The 20,221-nt window shown below is 62.8% G+C and carries 15 protein-coding genes; 6 read left to right on the forward strand and 9 right to left on the reverse strand.

Annotated features, from left to right (window positions below; all coding sequences use genetic code 11):
* Positions 1-27: 27 nt before the first annotated feature.
* The 6 genes from H6718_13115 to H6718_13140 all read right to left on the reverse strand — a co-directional run bounded on the left by H6718_13115 (position 28) and on the right by H6718_13140 (position 8,516).
* Entirely contained in the window at positions 28-1,215 is a 1,188-nt protein-coding gene (locus tag H6718_13115) for an aminotransferase class V-fold PLP-dependent enzyme (protein MCB9586336.1), read from the reverse strand.
* Positions 1,216-1,228: 13 nt separating this feature from the next.
* Positions 1,229-3,049, reverse strand: coding sequence for an iron-containing redox enzyme family protein (locus H6718_13120; protein MCB9586337.1), 1,821 nt, complete (start codon positions 3,047-3,049; stop codon positions 1,229-1,231).
* Between the two features lie 23 nt (positions 3,050-3,072).
* Positions 3,073-3,462, reverse strand: a complete 390-nt coding sequence (locus tag H6718_13125) for a response regulator (GenBank protein MCB9586338.1) — start codon at positions 3,460-3,462, stop codon at positions 3,073-3,075.
* Entirely contained in the window at positions 3,449-5,560 is a 2,112-nt protein-coding gene (locus H6718_13130) for a response regulator (protein MCB9586339.1), read from the reverse strand. Before H6718_13130 ends, H6718_13125 begins: the two co-directional genes overlap by 14 nt.
* Entirely contained in the window at positions 5,553-6,710 is a 1,158-nt protein-coding gene (locus H6718_13135; GenBank protein ID MCB9586340.1) for an FIST C-terminal domain-containing protein, read from the reverse strand. Before H6718_13135 ends, H6718_13130 begins: the two co-directional genes overlap by 8 nt.
* Positions 6,711-6,779: 69 nt before the next feature.
* The gene (locus H6718_13140; protein MCB9586341.1) at positions 6,780-8,516 is read right to left on the reverse strand and encodes a cytochrome C; all 1,737 of its coding nucleotides are present in this window, start codon (positions 8,514-8,516) and stop codon (positions 6,780-6,782) included.
* 1,024 nt (positions 8,517-9,540) lie between these two features.
* On the opposite strand from H6718_13140, the gene H6718_13145 reads away from it, so the two are divergent.
* Complete coding sequence (locus tag H6718_13145) at positions 9,541-10,179, forward strand: response regulator transcription factor (protein ID MCB9586342.1); 639 nt, start codon at positions 9,541-9,543, stop codon at positions 10,177-10,179.
* A gap of 85 nt (positions 10,180-10,264) precedes the next feature.
* Here the strand turns inward: H6718_13145 and H6718_13150 are convergent, their stop codons facing one another.
* Positions 10,265-10,852 (reverse strand): superoxide dismutase [Fe], encoded by a 588-nt coding sequence (locus H6718_13150; GenBank protein MCB9586343.1) that lies wholly within the window; start codon positions 10,850-10,852, stop codon positions 10,265-10,267.
* 361 nt (positions 10,853-11,213) lie between these two features.
* Between H6718_13150 and H6718_13155 the strand changes: the two genes are divergently transcribed.
* From H6718_13155 to H6718_13165, 3 genes are all read left to right on the forward strand, one after another.
* On the forward strand, positions 11,214-11,687 hold the full coding sequence (locus H6718_13155) for an SEC-C domain-containing protein (protein MCB9586344.1): 474 nt from the start codon (positions 11,214-11,216) through the stop codon (positions 11,685-11,687).
* A complete protein-coding gene (gene bioA / locus H6718_13160) occupies positions 11,684-13,078 on the forward strand; it encodes an adenosylmethionine--8-amino-7-oxononanoate transaminase (protein MCB9586345.1) in 1,395 nt (464 codons plus the stop codon). The genes H6718_13155 and bioA overlap by 4 nt, the downstream gene beginning before the upstream one ends.
* 524 nt (positions 13,079-13,602) lie before the next feature.
* A complete protein-coding gene (locus tag H6718_13165) occupies positions 13,603-14,223 on the forward strand; it encodes a TetR/AcrR family transcriptional regulator (protein MCB9586346.1) in 621 nt (206 codons plus the stop codon).
* Positions 14,224-14,520: 297 nt separating this feature from the next.
* Here the strand turns inward: H6718_13165 and cydB are convergent, their stop codons facing one another.
* Positions 14,521-15,594, reverse strand: coding sequence for a cytochrome d ubiquinol oxidase subunit II (gene cydB, locus H6718_13170; GenBank protein ID MCB9586347.1), 1,074 nt, complete (start codon positions 15,592-15,594; stop codon positions 14,521-14,523).
* Positions 15,561-17,018 (reverse strand): cytochrome ubiquinol oxidase subunit I, encoded by a 1,458-nt coding sequence (locus tag H6718_13175; protein ID MCB9586348.1) that lies wholly within the window; start codon positions 17,016-17,018, stop codon positions 15,561-15,563. Before H6718_13175 ends, cydB begins: the two co-directional genes overlap by 34 nt.
* A 544-nt stretch (positions 17,019-17,562) precedes the next feature.
* Between H6718_13175 and H6718_13180 the strand changes: the two genes are divergently transcribed.
* Positions 17,563-18,237: a succinate dehydrogenase cytochrome b subunit gene (locus tag H6718_13180; GenBank protein MCB9586349.1), complete on the forward strand. Its 675-nt coding sequence runs from the start codon at positions 17,563-17,565 to the stop codon at positions 18,235-18,237.
* A gap of 41 nt (positions 18,238-18,278) precedes the next feature.
* On the forward strand, positions 18,279-20,207 hold the full coding sequence (locus H6718_13185) for a fumarate reductase/succinate dehydrogenase flavoprotein subunit (protein ID MCB9586350.1): 1,929 nt from the start codon (positions 18,279-18,281) through the stop codon (positions 20,205-20,207).
* Positions 20,208-20,221 lie beyond the last annotated feature (14 nt).

The following is a 20,221-nucleotide window of genomic DNA, read 5'->3' on the forward strand; positions in this document are numbered from 1 at the left end:
AAACGGGCGGTCATGGCAAGGGCCGAGCTAGATTCTGGCGTATTTTCCCACCAGCAACTGTGAAATCGTGGAAACTGCGGCGTCACAGTCATTGGGTGCCGCGCAGGGGTGGGGTGACATCCTCATGCCGCCACCGGGGCGAAAGTCCACATCGATCGCCGCGGTCGCGAGGTCTCGCAGCAGCTGTTGCTGCGCGGAAACTTCGAGGTGACTCAAGTCTAGTGTGACCGTTCCACCGCGGGCGTGGTCCGCGCGCGGGGTCAGCACCGGCAGGCCCGACGATTCCGCGGCTGAATACAGTGCGCTCGTCAGGTGCAAGCTGGCTCTTCGCAAGCGATCGACGCCGTGGCGGAGCACGAAGCGCAGTCCGGCCATCGCGCCGTACATCGGCTCCACGGCTGGTGTGCCCTGCTGAAAGCGCTTAGCACCAGCAGCGGGCCGGTATTGGTCGGAAAATGCCGGGAAGCTCGCTTCACCGATCCAACCCGGAGCGGGTGGCTCCAAGGAACGCGCGAGCAGCGGGTCAACGTACATGAACGCGAGCCCCATGCTGGCCGAACTCAGCCACTTGTGGTTGCCGCCGACGACGACGTGTGGGCTTCGCTCAGCTTGACTCAGATCAAGAGGTACGATCCCCAAACCCTGATAGGCGTCGACCACCAAGATCGCTCCAACCTCACGGCAGCGCGCGGCCAATGTGGAGAGGTTCATCAAGGCACCGGAGTAGGGGGCTACCCAGGGCACCACCAGCGCCGCCACGCGTTCGTCCAAAGGGGCGACTGCTTCGGGTGTGCGTTCCTCACCTACACCCAGCCCACGCTCAACGGAGACGAGTTCGAAGCCGCGCCGCGCCTGGGCCTCCCACACGAAGCGAGTCGAGGGGAAGTTTTGGGCGCTTAGCAGGATGCGCCGCCGACTGCCTGTGGGCGTCAGCGCGAGGGCGATCTGAGCAAGCCCCGCCGTCGCGCTGGCAGTGAGCGCGACGTTGTCGGGTTGGGTGTTGAGCAGCCGACCCAAATCGCCGCGCACTTGCTCGATGGTCTCGAGCTGCGCCGGGATCCCGGCAGTCCGAAGGAGAAGCGTCTCTCGATACTCAGCGAGGTCGTCCAGTGCACTTCGCGGCATCGGCCCCAGTGCATGACTTGCCAGGTAGTTACGTTGTTCGAGGATCGGAAACTCGCGGCGCGCTCCTTCGAGCTCAGGAAAGCTGGCCATGTGCTGGCCAAGACTAGCCGAAGGTGAGGCGATACATTTCCGCGAAGAACCTGTTGGACGCGTTTGCGATGTGTTCTGCGCCCGCGAGCGCTGCCTCTTCGGCTTCGCCTTCGGGGATGAGCGCGGCGATCGCGGCTGAATCGTCAGCGTGATCCACCTCGAGCACCGTGTGCAGATCGAGCCACTCGAGTGTGTGCCCCGCGACCTGCTTCTGGCGAGCAAACTGCTCGGCGACGAATGTGTCCACTTGCTTGCCGAATACTTCGACCAGCAACGACGCTCCCACCCCGAACCAGGGATCCGCACTCACATACTCGAGCTCAAGTGCGTCAGACAGCGCCTGGGCTGGCCCAAGGGGGTCAGCGACGCTCGCACGGTAGGTCTCGAGGCCGTTGATCAGGCGGCCAAACAGCGCCTTGTGGGCCTGGGCGAAGTCACCACCTCCTAGCTCATCGTGGAGCTGCTTGGTGAGCAGGGCGCGGATCGCGTCATCGGGCGCGCGAGCTACCAGAGCGGCGAGTCGGCGGGGGAACTCCTGAACGATCGCCACATCGAAGTTCTTCATCAACAGCCAGAGGCGCTCGAGGCTCACCGGCTCACGGTTCATGCGGCGGAAGTAGGGTAGGTGTACCAACGAGTGGCGTTCGAATCGTTCCACTAGCTCGCTGATGCGTTCGCGGTGCTTCGCTGCCTTCAGTCGTCGCGCGCTGGCGTGGTCGTGCCCAAAGGCAAGCGGAGAAAAGTAGACCGTTGACCGAGCAACGTTGTGTTCCTCGCGGAACGAAACATAGCTGGTCAGGCCGTGTAGCTCGTCGAGCGGCACTGGCGCGAGCCCTGTGACCGCCGCCTCGAGCTCCGTTGTGGGAAGGTCGAAGTCACGATTGAACTCAAGCACGCGATTCAGGGCCAACGCGTCGCTCTCGACGTAGCTCTCCAGGGGGAAGTACAGCGTAGCGCTGACGGGCTCACCGCGTGAGCCGCCCGTGAACGCGAAGCTGCTCACGACAGGGCGGGCCAGGTACGGCCCTGCTCCGACGCCGAGGCTCTGGGTTGCTTCCTTGATGCTTTCCTTGCGGTAAGATTTCGCGCTGCGGAAGAGCGCGTCTAGATGTGCGGCGTCTGCCTCATGGTGACGGAGGTAGAGCTTCACGCGGGCGCTGGGGGAGTCGTCAAGATCGATGGAGAAGTAGGCGATCTGATCGCGGTGCTTGTCTCGTCGGGTGGTCAGCTCACCGAGCACCGCCCAGGCGTCGGCGAAACCGATGTGGTGCAAGGCCTCCTCAGTGAGCGCAGGAGCGAGCGCAGCGCCCCAGCTCGACAGGTCGAAGTAGACTTTGACGCTGGGCGCCTCACGCCCGGGGTGGAACTCCAGTGCGTGCCAGATCCCAAAGCGCCCCGCTACGGGTTGCCCTTCAGGCGAGTTGCCCTCCAAGAACAACGTCTCGAGTCGTTCACAACGCGACGTGTCGAGGCCCCAGCGCGTGCCGATGCGCTGAGTCAATGCGCGCCCCGCTTCCGCTTGGGCCGCTCGGGTCGGAGCGCGCCCCTGAGCTTCGACCAGGATCCGAAGGACGTTACCTCGGGGAGACAGGGCAATCGAGGGCTCGAACGGAGAGTGGTCTGAGCAAACGTCTGACTCCCAGCTCGGGTGCGTGGGGATCGGCTCATCCCCCCAGCCTTCCGTCATCAGCGCAAATGCGGCGATTATCTCGTCTAAGCGGCTCTCGAGGCCGGTCGCCGCGCACAAGGGGGTGAGCACGTCGCGCCCTAGCGAATTCCATGAGCCGTTCTCCAGAGCGCCGCGCGGCGCCTGGAGGAGAGGGGATTTTGACATGGCGAGGGTCCTTGGGTTGAGGGTTAGCTGAGCATCAATCGACGCAGCTCGGTCGCGAGCCGACCGCTATCGAAGTTCTTCTGGATCCACCCGTCTGCGCCAACAGCGCGGGCGCGTTCACGCAGCGACTCGAGATCCGCGGCGGAGTGGAGGACTAACCGCGTGGATTTTTCCGTCACCTTGCGCAGCAGGCCCAGCAGTCGATCGCCGGATAGCGCAGGGATGTGGACGTCCAGCAGCACCACGTCGGGGCCGAACGCCCGAACCAGGTTGGAAGCGCCGATTGGCTCCGAAGTGGTCGCCACCTCGAAGCCTTCGGAACGCAACATCGACTCGATCAGCCGCAGCTGTCGTTCGTCGTCGTCGATCACGAACACCCTCGGGGCGTCGCCTTGGCGGCTAGGATTGGGCATGGCTGCGACCACTGATATGTTTCCGTATGGTTTTGATTAAGAGTTCTCGGTCTACGGGCTTGGTCAGGTAGTCGAGGCAGCCGGCCTCCAACGCATGTTGCCTATCTTCGGGGGAGGCGTGCGCGGTTAGCGCCACCACCGGGATGTCACCGGCAGCCTCGCTCTCCTTGATCTTCCGGGTGACCTCCCAGCCATCCATGCCGGGCAAAGACAGGTCCATCAGTACGAGGTCCGGTTTCTGAGCCAACGCGATCTCGAGCCCCGTGCGCCCATCTTCGGCTTCGAGCAGCTGGGCGACTCCAGTGAGATAGCGCCGCACGATCTCGCGGTTCTGAGCAATGTCTTCGACGTAGAGGACGCAGGGTAGGGCTTCGGTGCCGGCGTCGCGTCGTTGAATCACGGCGCGCTTCACCTGCTCCACCACCCGGTCTACCGAGACGCCGTTCTTGGCGATGATGTGCGCCAAGCCGTTGCGCAGCGACGTCTGCTCGTCGGGTGTCAGCACCTTACCCGTGAGTACGATGACCGGAGTCGTGGAGCCGTCCTTGCGCATTCGGCGCAAGACCTCGAAGCCATCGAGCTCGGGCATCATGAGGTCGAGGATGACCAGGGTGGGAGGCGACGCTGCGATGCGATCCAACGCCTCTCGCCCCGAGCCTGCGGTGTGGACCCTCAAGCCCTCACCAGTCAGCCGCCGGCTGATCAACTCGCGCGTGTCCTGGTCGTCGTCCACCACCAAGATTTCGCCTGTGGGTCGGACCACGCGCCGAACTGCCAGGCTCAGCCGCTCTGGTTCGACCGGCTTGACCAGGTAGTCGCAAGCGCCCAGTGCGAAACCGCGCTTTCGCTGCTCCTCCACGCTGACGATCACCACCGGAATACTGGCTAGGGCCTGATCGTCGTTGAGCGCGGACATCACCGTCCAGCCATCCATCCGGGGCAGGTGAATATCGAGCACGATGACTGACGGCTTCAAGTGACGCACCAGCTGGATGCCCTCGACACCGTCGTTCGCGGTATACACGCGGAAACCCTCGCCTTCGAGCTGACCGCGTAGCAATTGGCGAACCAGCGGGTCGTCGTCGATGATGAGGACCGACGTGGCGTTGGGATCCAGGTCATCGGCGACGGGCTCCGATGCTTTGACGTTGCCTTCGCCCACCAGCGTCCCCGGCAGCTCCACCATGAAGCAGCTGCCGCGGCCTTGAGTGCTAGTGACGGTGACTGACCCGCCAAGCAGGCGAGAAAGCTCGCGCACGATGGCGAGACCCAAGCCCGTGCCGCCAGCCACGCGGCGGCTCGAACCGTCCACTTGGCGGAACTTTTCGAAGATGTGGTGGAGATCTTCTTCACGGATCCCCACGCCAGTGTCCTCGACGGAGAGCAACAAGCCTCCAGAGTGCAACTGGAGCTTGAGCAGGATCTCGCCGACCTCAGTGAACTTCGCCGCGTTGCTCAGCAAGTTGAGCATGATCTGGCGCAGCTTCAGGCTATCTGACTGCAACGTCGCGACCCGAGGGTCGATTTCGCATTTGAGTTCGACGTCTTTGCCTTTCAGTAGTTCTGATACCGTACGGCAACACTCGCCCACTAACTCGTAGGTGTCGACGTTCTCGGTCATCACCTCCGCGTGGCCGGACTCGATCTTCGACAGATCTAGAATGTCGTTGATCAGGGCGAGCAGCGTGCGGGCATTCGACTTGATGGTGCTGAGGTCGCGTCGGCCATGGATAGTCAGGCGATCGCCTTCTTCTCGCGCGAGCAGATCGCAGTAGCCGATGATTCCATTGAGCGGCGTGCGGATCTCATGGGAGAAGTTAGCAAGGAACTCGCTCTTCAAGCGGGCAGCGTTTTCGGCTTCGCGCGCGTGGGCTTCTGCCTTGAGCTTGGATTGAGCGAGGTCTGCAGTCAGCCGATCGAGGTCCTCGTTCTGCTGACGGATGATCTCCATGTGGAGCGCCCGCTGCTGGTAGCTTGCGAGCGCTTTCTGCGCGAGCTGACTCTTCGAGGCGACCTCCGACTTCAAACTCCGGTTCTCGCTCTCCAGCTCGCTGATGCGCTGCCTGAGCGCGGTCCTGTCGAGGTCGGAGTCAGTCATCTGAGCCAAACGCTAGGGTGGTGAGCGTGGTGTTGATGTGGAAGCCACAGTAGAGTTCGAAGTTGCAGTTGAGTCCGATGGAGACTGGAGCTTCCGCGAACGCCTTGGAGAGCTCCTCCACCTGGTTCCTCGCCTGCGCCAGCATGTAGCGACCCGAGCAGTGAAACAACATCGCCGCCTGGGGGTTCTTGACGCGGCGCGGGAGTTCCTCGGCGAAGAACGCCCGAGTGGCTTCCGGCATCGAGCGGAGCGTCATGAGCTCCAGCTCCGTCTCGTCCTCCAGGAAGTTGGCGAACTGAATTGAACCGTCGGGCAGGGGCATCAGCGGTGAGCGGATGAAATACTCGCGCCCGACCTTCAGGGCGAGGGTCGAGCTGCCGAAACCTTTGGGTTTACCGAAGTCCAGGTCATCCGCTCCCACCTCCGTCAGCTCCGAGAAGCGCTGCACCGCCGGCTGGCCGTCGATTTCGATGGCACGCTTTCCGGTTTCGTCGGTCTTGGTGATCATCAGCCGCTTGCCCGTAGGCTGGTAAGCGTGGGAGCGAAGTGCGCCCCAAGGCGCTTCTGTATGGAACATCACCATGACTGCAGAGTTCGTGGTGACGCGGTCGTCGGCGTGGATGATCGCGGTGCCACCGAACGGGCTCTGGTCGTTTGCGCCGCCGCCAACGAGCACAGTGCCCTGATTCTTGGAAAGCACTCCGAGCAGTAGTTCCTCTTTTTTCTGCTGGTACCCGTCGTCCATCACCATGCCGAAGTAGTGCCGAAGGTCCATGTCGGCTTGACGCACGCCGAGTTCACGACACGCCTGACGAGCTGCGTCTTCACCCGCCTGCAGCGCGTTCTCCTGGAGCTGCTCCCCGAGGCCGATGCCGACCTCGAAGTCACCCGAGAGGGCGCCCAGCACGATGGACCCCTGGTGGATTCCGTCGCGGTCGACCTCGCCGCCAGTCGTCGCGCCCATTAGTCGGGTGCCTTTGGGGAGCTTGTCCCGGAGCGCCTTGTTGAAGGCGACTTGGTCGACCGATGGAGTTGCGAAGAAGCACACCAGCTTAGGGTCATCGCCCTTTAGCTGCGAGACCAGGTGGTCTGCGGCTTCAGTCGCCTCCAGTTGCGTGGTTCGAACCGACTCTAAACTTACCGATGCCATGGGTCGGACTTCCTATTCGAGGCTCAAGGGGCATTGCCACGAGGAACTAGCATCAGTCGAATCCGACGCTTAGAGGTGGCTGCCCGGGTGGTTCTGGTGACAGGTGGACGTGCAGTTGTCGAAGGACTCGGTGTCGCCACCGACGTACATGCTCTGGATTGGGCCGAACGCCGTAACGTGGCTGTCCGGGTAGGAGTCGTGGCAAGACAAGCAAGCCGACTTGCTCACGCGCTGGATACTGCTCTTTTCCTTGTGGCAAGTGGAGCAATCGTTCTTCGGCTTGTCGAAGCGTTCCGAGCGGGAGTGAATGAAGTGGGTGCGGACGTAGACCGGACCCTCCAGCTCGAAGCCGAGGGGCACGTGGCAACCGTTGCACGCCGCGCGATCGCCGTTTGCGTGCAGCACTCGGGAGAGCTCGCCCGCGCCATTGTGACAGGAATTGCACCCGCCCGTGGGGAGAGATGCAGAGGTGTGCTCGGCGGAGCCGACCTGAATCTCCTTGGTGACGCTGCGGGGAATGTCCTGCCCCATGAACGTGCGCCGCGCCTTCATCGTGATGCGATACGTCCCGGCCTTGGCGTCGTCGGGGACGTGGAAGGTGATTTGATCGCTGACAGGGGTCGCCCAAGCGCCGCTTTCCGGGAAGAACGCCCCTCCGAAGAGCACATGCGCGGGCGGGAACAGCTGAGCCTCGGCGTACATCCCATCTCGGTCTTGAGTGCCAAGCAGCAGGGTGTCCGACGGCACCAGGAATTGTTCCAACGGAGCAATCGTGCGAATCGCCTGGATGTCTTGCGCTGGACCGATCATCTGGATCGCCATCATCCGCTCGCGGTGCTTGCGGCGGTAGTAGGTGGTCGTGGGGTCGAAGAACGCGTTGTAGTAGTCAATCCCCGCCGGATTAGGACCAAACACGACATCGGCGTAGCTAGGCAATGACCCTTCGGGGTGAAGACGGGTTCCCGAGCCGTCTACCAGTGTCAGGGTCACCGGAACATCGTCGCCGGGCTGAAACACGCCGGATTCCGGTTCGTCAATATCCATAAGGATATTGAAGTTGTAGTCATAGCCAGGATCCGCGACTTGCTCGACGTCCACACTCCAGCGAGACGAGGGCAGTTCCGACCACAGGAGTTCGAGGCGCTCCGTCCGCGGCGCGAAGCGTCGGACCTGATGGGTCCAGGCGCTGTGGCGCAGCTCTACGAGCCCTTCCTCTTGGAAGAGCGAGGCGCCGCTGCAGTCTTCTTTGCTTGGGCAGTCGTTGGTCCACTGAATGGCCCGGGTCCGACGGATGAAGAACGTGTCGAGGGGGGAGCGATGAGCATCCGCTCCGAGGTTCAGGACCCAGGGCAATGCCGTCGGGCGACCGCGACTATCGAGCTGGTTGATCACCATCACGCTCGGCCGCTGCATCCAGCGAGCACCCGTGAAGAAGCGCCGCCTCGTGAAGGTGCCGTCGGGGTTGCCAAGGCCGACGAACTCCTGATCGTCGAGTTCAATCCCACGCCAGTCGAGGCCCGCAAGCGGGCCTCGGTCTGCCAGCCCGTCCACACCCTCATCCGTGGTGGCGTCAATCGCGCCACGTAGATCGAGCTGCTCGATGAAGAACTTCTGACCGGCGCGCACTCGCAACGTAGGACCAGCGCCGTTTTCGAACTCGAGCGCCAGGCCGACGGGAGTCGATGTGGTGGTTGGGCCTTCGGTGTCGATCTCCGAGCTGAGCTGCCACGCCCCTTGGGTGGTCTCGGTGGTCTCCGTGGTCTCGGGGGTTGGGTTTTCCGTCGCGGGACTGGCGCATCCGGCCATCGTTCCTATAAGCGACACCAACGCGACCAGGAAGCCGCGGTGTGGGGTCGCGCGTGTTGACCGGACCACTTCAGTATGCGAGCCACGAGATGGGCGGACGATCACTGCATGCGTTTCGGTCATGAAACAGCTCCCTGGTCGAATGGTTCAAGACAACGGACGGCGGACACACCTTCGCAACAACAAGCAAGACCTTTTGCGAAAGGCAACGTCGCATGGACCTCACGGACGGCGAACTCCTGCCAATGGGCGATCGTTCGATCGTCGCGACGATCTGACATCCGCGCCGGGTAGGCGCGAAGTACACACACTTGCCGTGATCTCCCCCAAGCTCCCCGCTCGTGTTTACGCATCGAACGAAATGGCGAACCCGACCACGACTTTTCCCAGCTTCACCATGCGCGACTCCAAGTGTCGTGTAAACTATCCTTGAGGGTGTACCCCGAAGGATGAACGGAACACTCCGAGCCTCACCCACAACGTTGCCGATTGCCTCTTTCGTGTGTGTGTCTGTCGTTACCCGGGGCCTTTCCGAGCAAACTGTCGTGGCCGTTTCCGGGCGCGCGGTTTCCGCACGGGCGGTTTCCGAACAGGCGGTTTCCGAGCAAGCGCATGAGCATCGCATCGTTAAGTACTGGCGGGGCGATGCTCGCATTCCCTCTGCGCGCGTAGTTTCCGGGCGGTTAGCGGAGGGCATGTCGAAACATACGGGGTCGTGCCTCGAAGCCGGCTTTGTTCGTAGTTTGAAACACGGCTCGGCAGAGCTGACTTGAAGCTACCCAAAGGTTCATGAATGATAGACGCGCGGAAATGTATGCAGCGCATTGCATTTACAAGCTGTGCTTGGAGATCCCCGTACGCCGGGGCGGGGCTGCATTCAGGAGTGCGCCTCGCTGGGGAACCGCTTCGAGTAAGGCAGAGCGAGTGCCGTGGCTCGGCTTTACTTCGTCCATGGCGCGATTCGAGTTGTTGACTCCGGGTGGAGTCGAGTGGGAATGAACCGGGGGCCGGAAATGCGTCCAGGATGAACAGCAAGAAAGGTTTCTTGATCGTCGAAGACGACGAGGTTTGGGTCCGCCTGGCCCGCCACGCCCTGCAACCCTTTGCGCCCGTGGAAAGTGCAGGCGACCTGGCGTCAGGACGTAAAGTGCTCGGGCAGGGTGATGTGCACGCTGGCGTGCTGCTTGACCTCGAGTTACCCGATGGGTCTGGCTTTCAGCTGCTGCGCGAGCTGAGGGAGCGCGGTTTCGGCGCACCAGCACTGATCCTGACGAGTCATACTCGTGCTGAGTTCCTCCGGGAAGCGGGCCGCCTCAACGCGGAGTTCGTGGTCAAGCCGCCGGAGCATGAGTTCCTCGAACAGTTCGCCCGGCGCTGTATCTCCTTCCATTGGACGGGCGATCAGCGCATCGGTTGGCTTGTGGATGAGTTGGCGCGTGGGGAGCAGCTGTCGCCGCGCGAGGTAGAAATCGTGGCTGCTAGCATCGCAGGGATTCCACGGGAGCTGATGGCTCAGGAACTGGGGATCTCCGTCAACACGCTCAAGTCGCAGATCCGCCGCTTGCTCCTCAAGTGCCGCGCGACCACGCTCGATGAGCTCGCTCGCTCGCTGCTTACCCGTGCCCTCGCGGGCTCCGACCTGGGTCCCCGGCGCGGAGACTGAGGACAAACGGCGGACGGGCGACGTCGAGTTCTGCTCGAGGGTCGCCCGTCTCATTGCCTCGCTTTCCGCGAGGATATGTTGGGTGTCAGCCGGCCAGGTTCTTGGCGGCGAAGTCCCAGTTCGCGAGGCTCGAAAGGAACGTCTCGATATACTTGGGACGCGCGTTGCGATAGTCGACGTAGTACGCGTGCTCCCACACATCGATCGTGAGAAGCGGCGTGACGCCCGCCTTGGTGAGGGGCGTCTCAGCGTTGGCCGTCTTCACCACAGCGAGCTTGTCGCCCTCCTTGACGAGCCACGCCCAGCCAGAGCCGAACTGCGTTGCGGCGGCGGCGGAGAACTCCTCCTTGAACTTGTCGAAGCTGCCGAAGCTGCCGTTGATTGCGTCGGCTAGCGCGCCGCTCGGGGCGCCGCCGCCGGCCGGCTTCATCGAGTTCCAGTAGAAGGTGTGGTTCCAAACCTGTGCGGCATTGTTGAAGACGCCACCTTCGGCCGCCTTCACGATCTCTTCCAGGCTCTTTCCGGCGAGGTCAGTGCCATCGATGAGCTTGTTGAGGTTCGTCACGTAGGCGTTGTGATGCTTGCCGTAGTGGTAGTCGATCGTCTCTGCGCTGATGTGCGGCGCAAGGGCATCCTTTGCCCAAGGCAACGCCGGTAGTTCAATCGCCATCAGTCTCTCCTCTTGGTTCCCTGTCGAGTATCGAGTTGGGGTGTCTGGCTCCGCCAGAGCTTCCCCGGGGGTCTCGTGTGTCTAAGCAGCGAAGGCTCGGGATACAAGGCCATGGACGAAAACGTAGAGCTTTGACGCGGGATTGGCAGAACCGCACGCCTCGCCATGGGGCTGCCGCTGTCAGCCTTCAGGGCGGATTTGGCCTCCGTTCGTCTTGGGGGTGAGGTGCTCTGCTTGGTCGTTGCCCCGCGTTGGAGCGCGGTTTGTGGCCGGAGCGCTCACCCCCAAACCCCGGGCCGGCGTCGACCACTTCGGTGACTACGCTTGATTCAGGGGCGCCAAAGCGCTACGGCCGCGACGCGATATGACAGACAGCGAGCTTTGCCCCTGTGGATCCGGAAACGCCTTCTCCGCTTGCTGCGGCCCCATTCTCGAGGGCAAGCAGGCGGCTGCTACCGCCGAGGCGCTCATGCGCTCGCGGTACTGCGCGTTCGCGAAAGGCAACGTCGACTACATCCTGAGCAGCCATGACCCGGAGACGCGGGAAGACGTGGTCCGCGAAGAGGTCGAAGTTTGGAGTCGCGAGAGCGAGTGGATGGGGCTCGAGATCCTGCGCACCGAGGCAGGCGGGGAAGGGGACGAAGAGGGCGTGGTCGACTTCGTCGCCAAGTACAAGCTCAAGGGGCTCACCACTCAGCATCGTGAACGCGCGGAGTTCCGCAAGCTGGATGGTAAGTGGATGTTCGTCGATGGGAATGATATCCCCGCGGAACAAAAAGTGAAGGCTGCGGCCAAGTGGGTGGGCGGCAAAAAGAACAAGAAGAACAAGAAGAAGTGACCCGTCGCGCGCCGGAGCAGCTAGCGGGAGACGACACCGAGTTCATGCGTCGCGACGCTGAGCTGCTCTGGCACCCTGCGACCCACTTTCAGGATTTGGAACTCCTGCCGCCGCTGCCTATCCGCGCGGCACGGGGCGCCTATCTCGAGACCAGCTCCGGCGATCGCATTCTCGATGCCATCAGCAGCTGGTGGACCTGCCTACACGGCCATGGACATCCGCGCATCGTGGAGGCCATCAGCCAACAGGCGGCGCGCCTCGACCACGTGATGTTCGCCGGCTTCACCCACGAGCCGGCCCTTGAACTGGCGGAGGCGTTGGTAGCCCGCGCGCCGGGTGGGCCCAGCGCCTATGGGCGCGTGTTCTATGCAGACTGTGGCTCGGCCGCGATCGAGATCGCCCTGAAGATGAGCTACCAGTACCGCCAGCAAGCGGGGGAGGCTCAGCGCAAGGGCTTGGCCACGCTCACCAATAGTTACCACGGGGAAACGTTAGGGGCGCTGGCGGTGAGCGGCAATCGCGCGTACCGAGAGCAGTTTGGGCCGCTCTTGTTTCCAGTAGTCGAGCTGCCCGTGCCAAGCTTCCCTGAGCACCGACACTCGGATCTGCAAACCGAGCTCGGAGCGGATGCTCCCGAGACGACACAGGCGATCCGGCTGCTCGAGGAGCACCGAGATCAGCTCACTGCGCTACTCGTGGAACCGGTGATTCAGTGCGCCGGACGCATGCTGATGCCGGGGGTTGGATTCTACCGCGCGGTCGTCGAGGCGGCGCAGCGCCTCGGCATCCATGTGATCGCGGATGAGATCGCCGTGGGCTTCGGGCGGACCGGGAAGCTCTTCGCGTCCGAGTGGTCAGAGCCGCCGGTCTCGCCGGACTTCCTCTGTTTGAGCAAGGGGCTAAGCGGGGGCGTGCTGCCGCTGAGTGCCGTCTTGATCCGAAATGGCGTGGACGAGGCGTTCAAGGGCGACCCGAGTCGCACGTTCCTTCACAGTCACACGTTCACCGCGAACCCCATCACTTGCAGCGCGGGTCTCGCCAGCTTGAGCCTGTTCGAAGACGAGCACCCTCCGGCGCACCTGGCGTCCTTGGCAAGCCAACTGGAACAGCTTTCGACCCAGGTGGCGGACGCACTTCCTCAGGTCATCGCGCGCCGTCAGGCTGGGCTGGTCGTGGCGCTGGAAGTACAGCCGGAACCTGGCTGGGTGTCTCCGCTAGGGCGCGGCCGGCTCTCGCTCGGGATTCGACGCGCGGCTCTCGAACGCGGCGTCCTGCTGCGCCCACTGCATGACACGGTCTACTGGATGCCGCCGTATTGTGTCAGCTCGATGGACCTCGAGCGCTTGGCAGAGGTCACCCGCGACAGCATACGCACTGCGCTCACTGGCTAAGTGTCAGCTTGCTAACGCTTGGGGTGTGCATGAGTCCGCGCGGAACTGCACCACAGGTCCGAAACAGCTGACTCAACCGCAGAAAAGCTGAGCGGATCGGGGGCTTTTGTGGGCCACGAACGTATGACAGCCCGCTACCCGACGCTTGCCCTCGCGGAAACGAACGCGAGCCAAAGGTCGGCGCCGCTAGATCCTCGAACCTTTTCCACCGCGCAGTCCGCGGTGACTCCCCACCCGCAAACTGCGGCCTACTGGGGGATCGTGGACTCTCAGTTACACCCAGCAGCAGGCACCCGTGAAGTTCGCACCACAGTCTCGCCCTTCCGACCGGTCAGTGGGACGAATTCGGGCAGTTATCACTTGCCCTGGATTTTTTTGCGCTTCGAGTGATCGGAAAGCGGTGGTGGTGGCGACTCACAAAGCGCGTGGGAGCCTCTGGGTTGGGCCAGAATAGCTGGCACACCAATTGCTCCAGACTGCGGCGAACCCTAGAACCTGGCCTCTTTTCCTTCGATTGGCACATCATGGCGCAACTTTCGACTCTTCGACGCACTCCTCAACAAGCGCGATCACGCGAGACGGTGCTGACCATCCTGGTCGCGGCGGCTCGTGTGCTCCAGCAGCACGGCTTCAAGCGGCTCTCCACGAACCGCGTGGCGAAGGTCGCGGGGGTCAGCGTGGGCTCGCTCTACCAGTACTTCAGCGGCAAGGAAGACTTGCTGAGCCAGCTCGCCGAGCGTCGAGTTGAAGTGCTCACGGTAGAGCACCAAACCCGGGCACACCGCGCGGATAGCGCCGAGGAGGTGTTCGCTGTTGCGGCCGATGTCGCCGTTGAGGCGGCGTCTCTGGAGCATGATCTCGAGCGCCTGGTTCCAGGCTTCGTTCCTCAGCCCCTGAATACATGCCAGGTGCTCTTGGGTTGCTGCCTCGAGACTGGACGCGGAGAGTTCCGAGCGGACAAGCTGGAGCTGGCCTCCACTCTAGGCGCCTCAGCCATTGTCCGCGCGATGAGCTCGGCGCCAGACGAGTGGAGTCAGAGTGAAGCGCTGCGAAAGGAGCTCCGGGCAACCTTCGCGCGTCATCTGCTCGCTCGGGCCCACGACAGTGGGATCCGATCCAGCGTTCCACTGGCGCACACCGCCTGATCGCGACCATCGAAGGGGCGGTTCACTTTCCCGCCGTTCAGACTTCGCGCCGTCCGTACCAGAGTGTTGAGAAACACCCTGCCGGTTTAACCGGGCGCGCTGGGCTCGCGCTGGACGCGAGCCGGATCCTCCAAGCAACTCCTCAATCCCAAGACACGCAGGGCTCCAACCCCTGCGTGTCGCTTTTTGTGCTGTTGGGGCCGCAGCACGCGCTGCAGCTGGTGCATTCACAACCCATCGTTGCGTTTTCGAGGCCGCAGGCTTCTTTCGTTCGTGGCCTGAACAATGGGGTCAGCACTAGTAGCTGGTGTCGTCGATGCGCGTCTTGCCTCTGAAGATCCAGTAGACCGTGGTGGTGTAGGTGAGGATCAGAGGCGCGCCGATGAACGCCACGGTGCGCATCAAGCGCAGCGTCGTCTCGCTGCTCGAGGCGTTGTAGATGCTGAGGCTGTTCTCCGGCATTGGCGAGGAGTGCAGCAGGTTGGGGAACATCGCCATGCCAAATAGGAACACTAGCGAGGCGATGGTTGCCGACGACGAGATGAAGGCGTAACCGGCGCGGCCTTGCTGGATGGCGCGCGGGATGTTGGCAATCGCGAGGACGTTGAGCGCGACGAGTACCCAAGCGACGGGCCAACGCTCGAAGTTCTTGAGGGCGCCAGGCACGCTCACCAGGGTCAGGATCGTGACCGCGATATAGGCCACCAGGAACAAGCCAAAGCTAGTCCACATCCAGCCGGTGACCCGCTTGCGCAGGGCGCCTTCCGTCTTGAGCGCCAAGTAGATCGAGCCGTGCATGGCTGAGGTGACGACGGCGAACGCCCCCACCGCAAGGGCGTACGGGTTCAAGAGCGTGAGCAGCGTCCCAGCGTACTCACCCTCGGCATCGATCGGGATCCCCTTGATCGCATTCCCCACGGCAACGCCTGCGATCAAGGTGACGAGGGTACTGGCCGCGCTGAAGGAGAAATCCCAATACGCTCGCCACCACCGCTCGGGGCGCTTGGAGCGAAACTCGATGGCGACCGCGCGGCCAATCAAGGTCACGAGCAACAACATGAACGGCATGTAGAAGCCGGAAAGGGCCGTGGCGTACGCGCGAGGAAAGGCTGCGAAGAGCGCCCCTCCGAACGTCACCAGCCACACCTCGTTGCCGTCCCACAAGGGGCCAATCGCGTTCAGTAGGATACGGCGCTCGCCGTGGTCGTCGCTGCCTTCGCTGAACTCGCTCTTGGCGAACAAGTGCAGCGTACCGACGCCCAAGTCGAAGCCGTCGAGGATCGCGTAGCCGGTCAGCAGTAGCCCCAGCGCGGCAAACCAGAACACCTGAAGCTCGCTCACTCTGCGTCCTCCTTGGTGAGATCGGCGCATGCAACGCGGATGCTCGGAACTGACGTTAGCGAAGTCTCAGGCTCACGGGCGACGCGCTCGCCAGCCACTTCCAGAAAGCCGTCATCCCCATGCCCGCCGCCCACTGCCGCCGGGCCATGCTGGATCTTCGAGTGCAAGACGAAGACCCAAACCGCGAACAGCCCAATGTAGACGAACGTGAAGAGCAAGATGCTCGCAAGCACCTGGTCCGCCTGAACGGTCTTGCTCAGCGCCTGGCTCGTCTTCAGCAGCCCTTGTACGATCCACGGCTGCCGCCCGACTTCGGTAGCCACCCAACCAGCTTGATTCGCGATGATCGGCGCGACGACGCTAACTACTAGGATCTTCAGTAGCCAGCGCTGCTGCTCAAGGCGTTTCCTGAGGGCAAAGAAGACGGACAGCAGCGACAGGCCGATCAAGTACATGCCGATGCTGATCATGATGTGATAGGTCTGAAACGGGATCTGCACCGGCGGTTGCTCATCCGCGGGGATCTTGTCCAGGCCTGGCACCGGCTTGTTCGGGTCGCTGTACACCAGCACGCTGAGTAGCTTGGGGATTTCTACTCCATACTCGACCCGCTTGGTTTGGGGGTTAGGGGAGCCGAAGAGATACAGTCCGGTGCCTCCCTCTCCCGTTTCGAAGTGGCCCTCGAACGCAGCGAGCTTCGCGGGCTGATTGTGCGCGAGGGCCCGCGCTTGCTCGTGTCCGGAGAGCAGCATCGCCAGGCTACTCACGGTCGCGATTCCGAGGGCGACCTTCAGCGACTTGCGCGCTACCTCCAGGTGCCTTTGCTTCAGCAGGTAGTAGGCGCTGATGCTGAGCACGAAGAAGGCGCCCTGCAGGAAGCTGCCAAGCAGCACATGTCCCAGGCGGTGCATCGACGAAGGGTTGAACACCATGGCCCAGAAGTCTGTGATTTCCGCCCGCGCGTGGATGCCCTCACCCACGATGTGGAACCCGGCGGGCGTGTGCATCCAGGAGTTGGCGATCACGATCCAAACCGCGGAGAAGGTGGAGCCAAAGAACACCATCAGCGTGGAGAAGAAGTGCACCCGCGGTTTCACGCGGTCCCAGCCAAAAACCAATACCGCGAGGAAACCTGACTCGAGGAAGAACGCGAAGATCCCCTCGCTGGCAAGCGCGGAGCCGAAGACGTCACCCACGTAGCGGGAGTAGGTGGCCCAGTTGGTTCCGAACTCGAATTCCATCACCAGACCCGTGGCGACCCCCACGGCGAAGTTCACCGCGAACACCTTGGTCCAGAATCGAGCCGCTTGTTCGTATGCGGGGTCCCGCGTGAGCAGGTACCGGGCCTCCAGGATCACCATGTGCAGCCCGAGCCCAATCGAGAGCGGCGGGAACAGGTAGTGGAACATGACTGTCAGGGCGAACTGCAGTCGGGATAGGAACAGGACATCCATCTTGGGGGCTCTCGGCGGGAGTGACTGTTAGACCCTCAATTGGGAACGAGGTTCTTGCCGACCAGGGGTAAGCGCGGCGGCAAATCGTCGCGAACGCCAGGCGCAGCGTAACCTCAGGGCCAGGCACTGCGTGGGACTCGTGAACAGCGAACGTTTCCGCCTCGATTGCCGCAGCGTCGCTCGGGTCTTAAGACTCCACCACCGCCAAGCACGGGCCTTTGGGGACACGGGCGGAAACCGTCGGTCTCTTGCTCAGGCGGCCGTCCAACCCAGATCCGCGCCAGATCTTGGAGCTTTGGCGCCCCGAGCCGGGCGAATCGGCAGTCACGAGACTAGCCGAAGCGCTCGCGGTTGGAGTAAGGAGCACCCACGACTCACAGGATGCCGGTCAATCGACCTGGCACCCGCATTTGGATGATTGTTGCCGTTCGTGTCCTGAGGCACGGACGGGGTCGAGACCTGACGGCTGGTAACAGCCGAAGACGCTCGCGAGCGACCAACGCCGGATCTCCGGACTCGGCCGAGAGCGAGTGGGAGAAGCGAGATGGAAAAAGCGCTCACGCTCAGCCACAGCACGATTGGCAAGAAGGCTCTGCTGGCGGTCAGCGGCCTGGTGATCTTCGGGTTCGTGATTGGTCACATGCTGGGCAACCTGCAGGTGTTCCTCGGGCCGGAGAAACTCAACGCCTACGCCGCGACCTTGCATCACACGCCCGCGCTGCTCTGGGGCACCCGCATCGTGTTGCTGGTTGCCATCGTGACCCATGTGTCGATGGCCCTGCAGCTCATGGGGCGCTCGAGCGCTGCTCGGCCGGTGAGCTACGCGAAGAAAGAGAACGCGGTGACCAGCTACGCCGCGATCACGATGAAGCTCTCGGGCCCCATTCTCTTCTTCTACATCCTGTTTCACCTGGCGCACTTCACGGTGCCGGGCCTCGCCCTGGGTAGCTACGAGCACAGCGCCACCAACGTCTACGCCAACGTCGTCAACGCGTTCAGCATCCCTTGGGTGGCAGCGGTCTACATCATCGCTCAGGTGCTGGTGGGCTTTCACTTGTACCACGGCGCGTGGAGCATGTTTCAGACCCTGGGCCTCTCGCACCCGCGCTACGAAGGCAAAAAGAAGCTGGCGGCTCAGTCTCTCGCCCTGATCGTCATGATCGGCAACATCTCGATGCCAGTCTGCGTGCTCGCAGGCGTCATCCCCCAGGCGACCTGAGTAAATTTCCCCGCGGAATATCCGAAGAACGGAGACGAGTCATGGAGCTACGATCTAACGAGCCCACCGGACCCATCGAGAAGCGCTGGGACAAGCACCGCTTCGACATGAAGCTGGTCAACCCCGCCAACCGGCGCAAGCACACGGTGATCGTGGTCGGGACGGGCCTCGCGGGTGGCGCTGCCGCCGCCACCCTTGGCGAGCAAGGCTACCACGTGAAGGCGTTCTGCTATCAGGACAGCCCGCGTCGCGCCCACAGCATCGCCGCACAAGGTGGCATCAACGCCGCCAAGAACTACCAGAACGACGGCGACAGCGTGTACCGTCTGTTCTACGACACGGTGAAGGGCGGCGACTTCCGCTCTCGCGAGTCGAACGTGTATCGCCTGGCTCAGGTCAGTGTGAACATCATCGACCAGTGCGTCGCTCAGGGCGTGCCCTTCGCGCGTGAGTACGGTGGCTTGCTGGCAAACCGCTCCTTCGGTGGCGCTCAGGTTAGCCGTACGTTCTACGCTCGTGGGCAGACGGGCCAGCAGCTCCTGCTCGGCGCCTATCAGGCGCTATCTCGACAAATCGAGGCCGGGACCGTCGAGATGCATGCCCGCACGGAAATGCTCGACGTCATCGTGATCGACGGCGTCGCCCGCGGCATCGTCACCCGCAACATGATGACGGGGAAGATCGAAGCCCACACAGCGGACGTGGTGCTCCTCGCCACTGGCGGCTATGGCAACGTCTTCTACCTGTCCACCAACGCCAAGGGCTGCAACGTCACCGCCACGTGGCGTGCCCACCGCAAGGGCGCCTTCTTCGCTAACCCCTGCTACACGCAGATCCACCCGACCTGCATCCCGGTCAGCGGCTCCTATCAGTCGAAGCTCACGCTGATGAGCGAGAGCTTGCGAAACGACGGTCGCGTCTGGGTGCCCAAGACGAAGGAAGACTGCTCGAAGAAGCCAAGCGATATCCCGGAGAACGAGCGCGATTATTACCTCGAGCGCATCTACCCGAGCTTTGGCAACTTGGTTCCGCGCGATATCGCTTCTCGGCGCGCCAAGTTCATGTGTGACCAAGGCTTCGGCGTTGGACCGGAGGTCGACGGCGTTCGACGCGGCGTCTACTTGGACTTCCGCGACGCCATCAAGCGTCTGGGAGAAAAGGCTGTCAGCGAGCGCTACGGCAACCTCTTCGACATGTACGAGCGCATCACCGGGGAGAGCCCCTACAAGTACCCGATGCGCATCTACCCGGCGACCCACTACACGATGGGCGGCCTTTGGGTGGACTACAACCTGATGAGCACCATCCCAGGCTTGTTCGTGGGGGGAGAGGCTAACTTCTCGGACCACGGGGCCAACCGGCTCGGGGCGTCTGCCTTGATGCAAGGCCTCGCCGATGGATACTTCGTGCTGCCGTACACCCTCGGCAACTACCTCGCGACCTCGAAGCTCTCCAAGGTGAGCGACGATCATCCCGAGGTGACGGGGGCGGTCGAAGCGGTGAAGGAGCGCGTGAGCAAGCTCCTGAGCATCGGCGGCGCGCGCTCGCCAGATAGCTTCCACCGGGAGCTCGGCCAGATCATCTGGGACTACTGCGGGATGAGCCGCACCGCCGAAGGCCTACAGACGGCGCTCCAGAAGATCCCGGCGCTGCGCGAGGAGTTCTGGCAGAACCTGAAGGTCACCGGTACCGGCGAGGAGCTGAACCAGACGTTGGAGAAGGCTGGCCGCGTCGCCGATTTCCTCGAGATGGGAGAGCTGATGTGCCTGGACGCGCTGACTCGCGACGAGTCCTGCGGCGGTCACTTCCGCGAGGAACACCAGACCACGGAAGGCGAGGCCAAGCGCGACGACGAGAACTTCCAGCACGCTGCGGCTTGGGAGTGGTCCGGCGAGCCAAGCAAGCCGAAGTTGAACAAAGAGGCGCTCGATTTCGAGTACGTGAAGCCCTCCCAGCGTAGCTACAAGTAAGACGAAGGAGACCA

Source organism: Polyangiaceae bacterium (assembly GCA_020633205.1).
GTDB lineage: Bacteria > Myxococcota_A > Polyangia > Polyangiales > Polyangiaceae > JAHBVY01.

Excerpts from the sequence above, each read along its gene's own strand:
- H6718_13115 (MCB9586336.1), bottom strand. The coding sequence starts at position 1,215 with ATGGCCAGCTTTCCTGAGCTCGAAGGAGCGCGCCGCGAGTTTCCGATC.
- H6718_13120 (MCB9586337.1), bottom strand. The coding sequence starts at position 3,049 with ATGTCAAAATCCCCTCTCCTCCAGGCGCCGCGCGGCGCTCTGGAGAAC.
- H6718_13125 (MCB9586338.1), bottom strand. The coding sequence starts at position 3,462 with ATGCCCAATCCTAGCCGCCAAGGCGACGCCCCGAGGGTGTTCGTGATC.
- H6718_13130 (MCB9586339.1), bottom strand. The coding sequence starts at position 5,560 with ATGACTGACTCCGACCTCGACAGGACCGCGCTCAGGCAGCGCATCAGC.
- H6718_13135 (MCB9586340.1), bottom strand. The coding sequence starts at position 6,710 with ATGGCATCGGTAAGTTTAGAGTCGGTTCGAACCACGCAACTGGAGGCG.
- H6718_13140 (MCB9586341.1), bottom strand. The coding sequence starts at position 8,516 with ATGGCCGGATGCGCCAGTCCCGCGACGGAAAACCCAACCCCCGAGACC.
- H6718_13145 (MCB9586342.1), top strand. The coding sequence starts at position 9,541 with ATGAACAGCAAGAAAGGTTTCTTGATCGTCGAAGACGACGAGGTTTGG.
- H6718_13155 (MCB9586344.1), top strand. The coding sequence starts at position 11,214 with ATGACAGACAGCGAGCTTTGCCCCTGTGGATCCGGAAACGCCTTCTCC.
- H6718_13165 (MCB9586346.1), top strand. The coding sequence starts at position 13,603 with ATGGCGCAACTTTCGACTCTTCGACGCACTCCTCAACAAGCGCGATCA.
- cydB (MCB9586347.1), bottom strand. The coding sequence starts at position 15,594 with ATGCGCCGATCTCACCAAGGAGGACGCAGAGTGAGCGAGCTTCAGGTG.
- H6718_13175 (MCB9586348.1), bottom strand. The coding sequence starts at position 17,018 with ATGGATGTCCTGTTCCTATCCCGACTGCAGTTCGCCCTGACAGTCATG.
- H6718_13180 (MCB9586349.1), top strand. The coding sequence starts at position 17,563 with ATGGAAAAAGCGCTCACGCTCAGCCACAGCACGATTGGCAAGAAGGCT.
- H6718_13185 (MCB9586350.1), top strand. The coding sequence starts at position 18,279 with ATGGAGCTACGATCTAACGAGCCCACCGGACCCATCGAGAAGCGCTGG.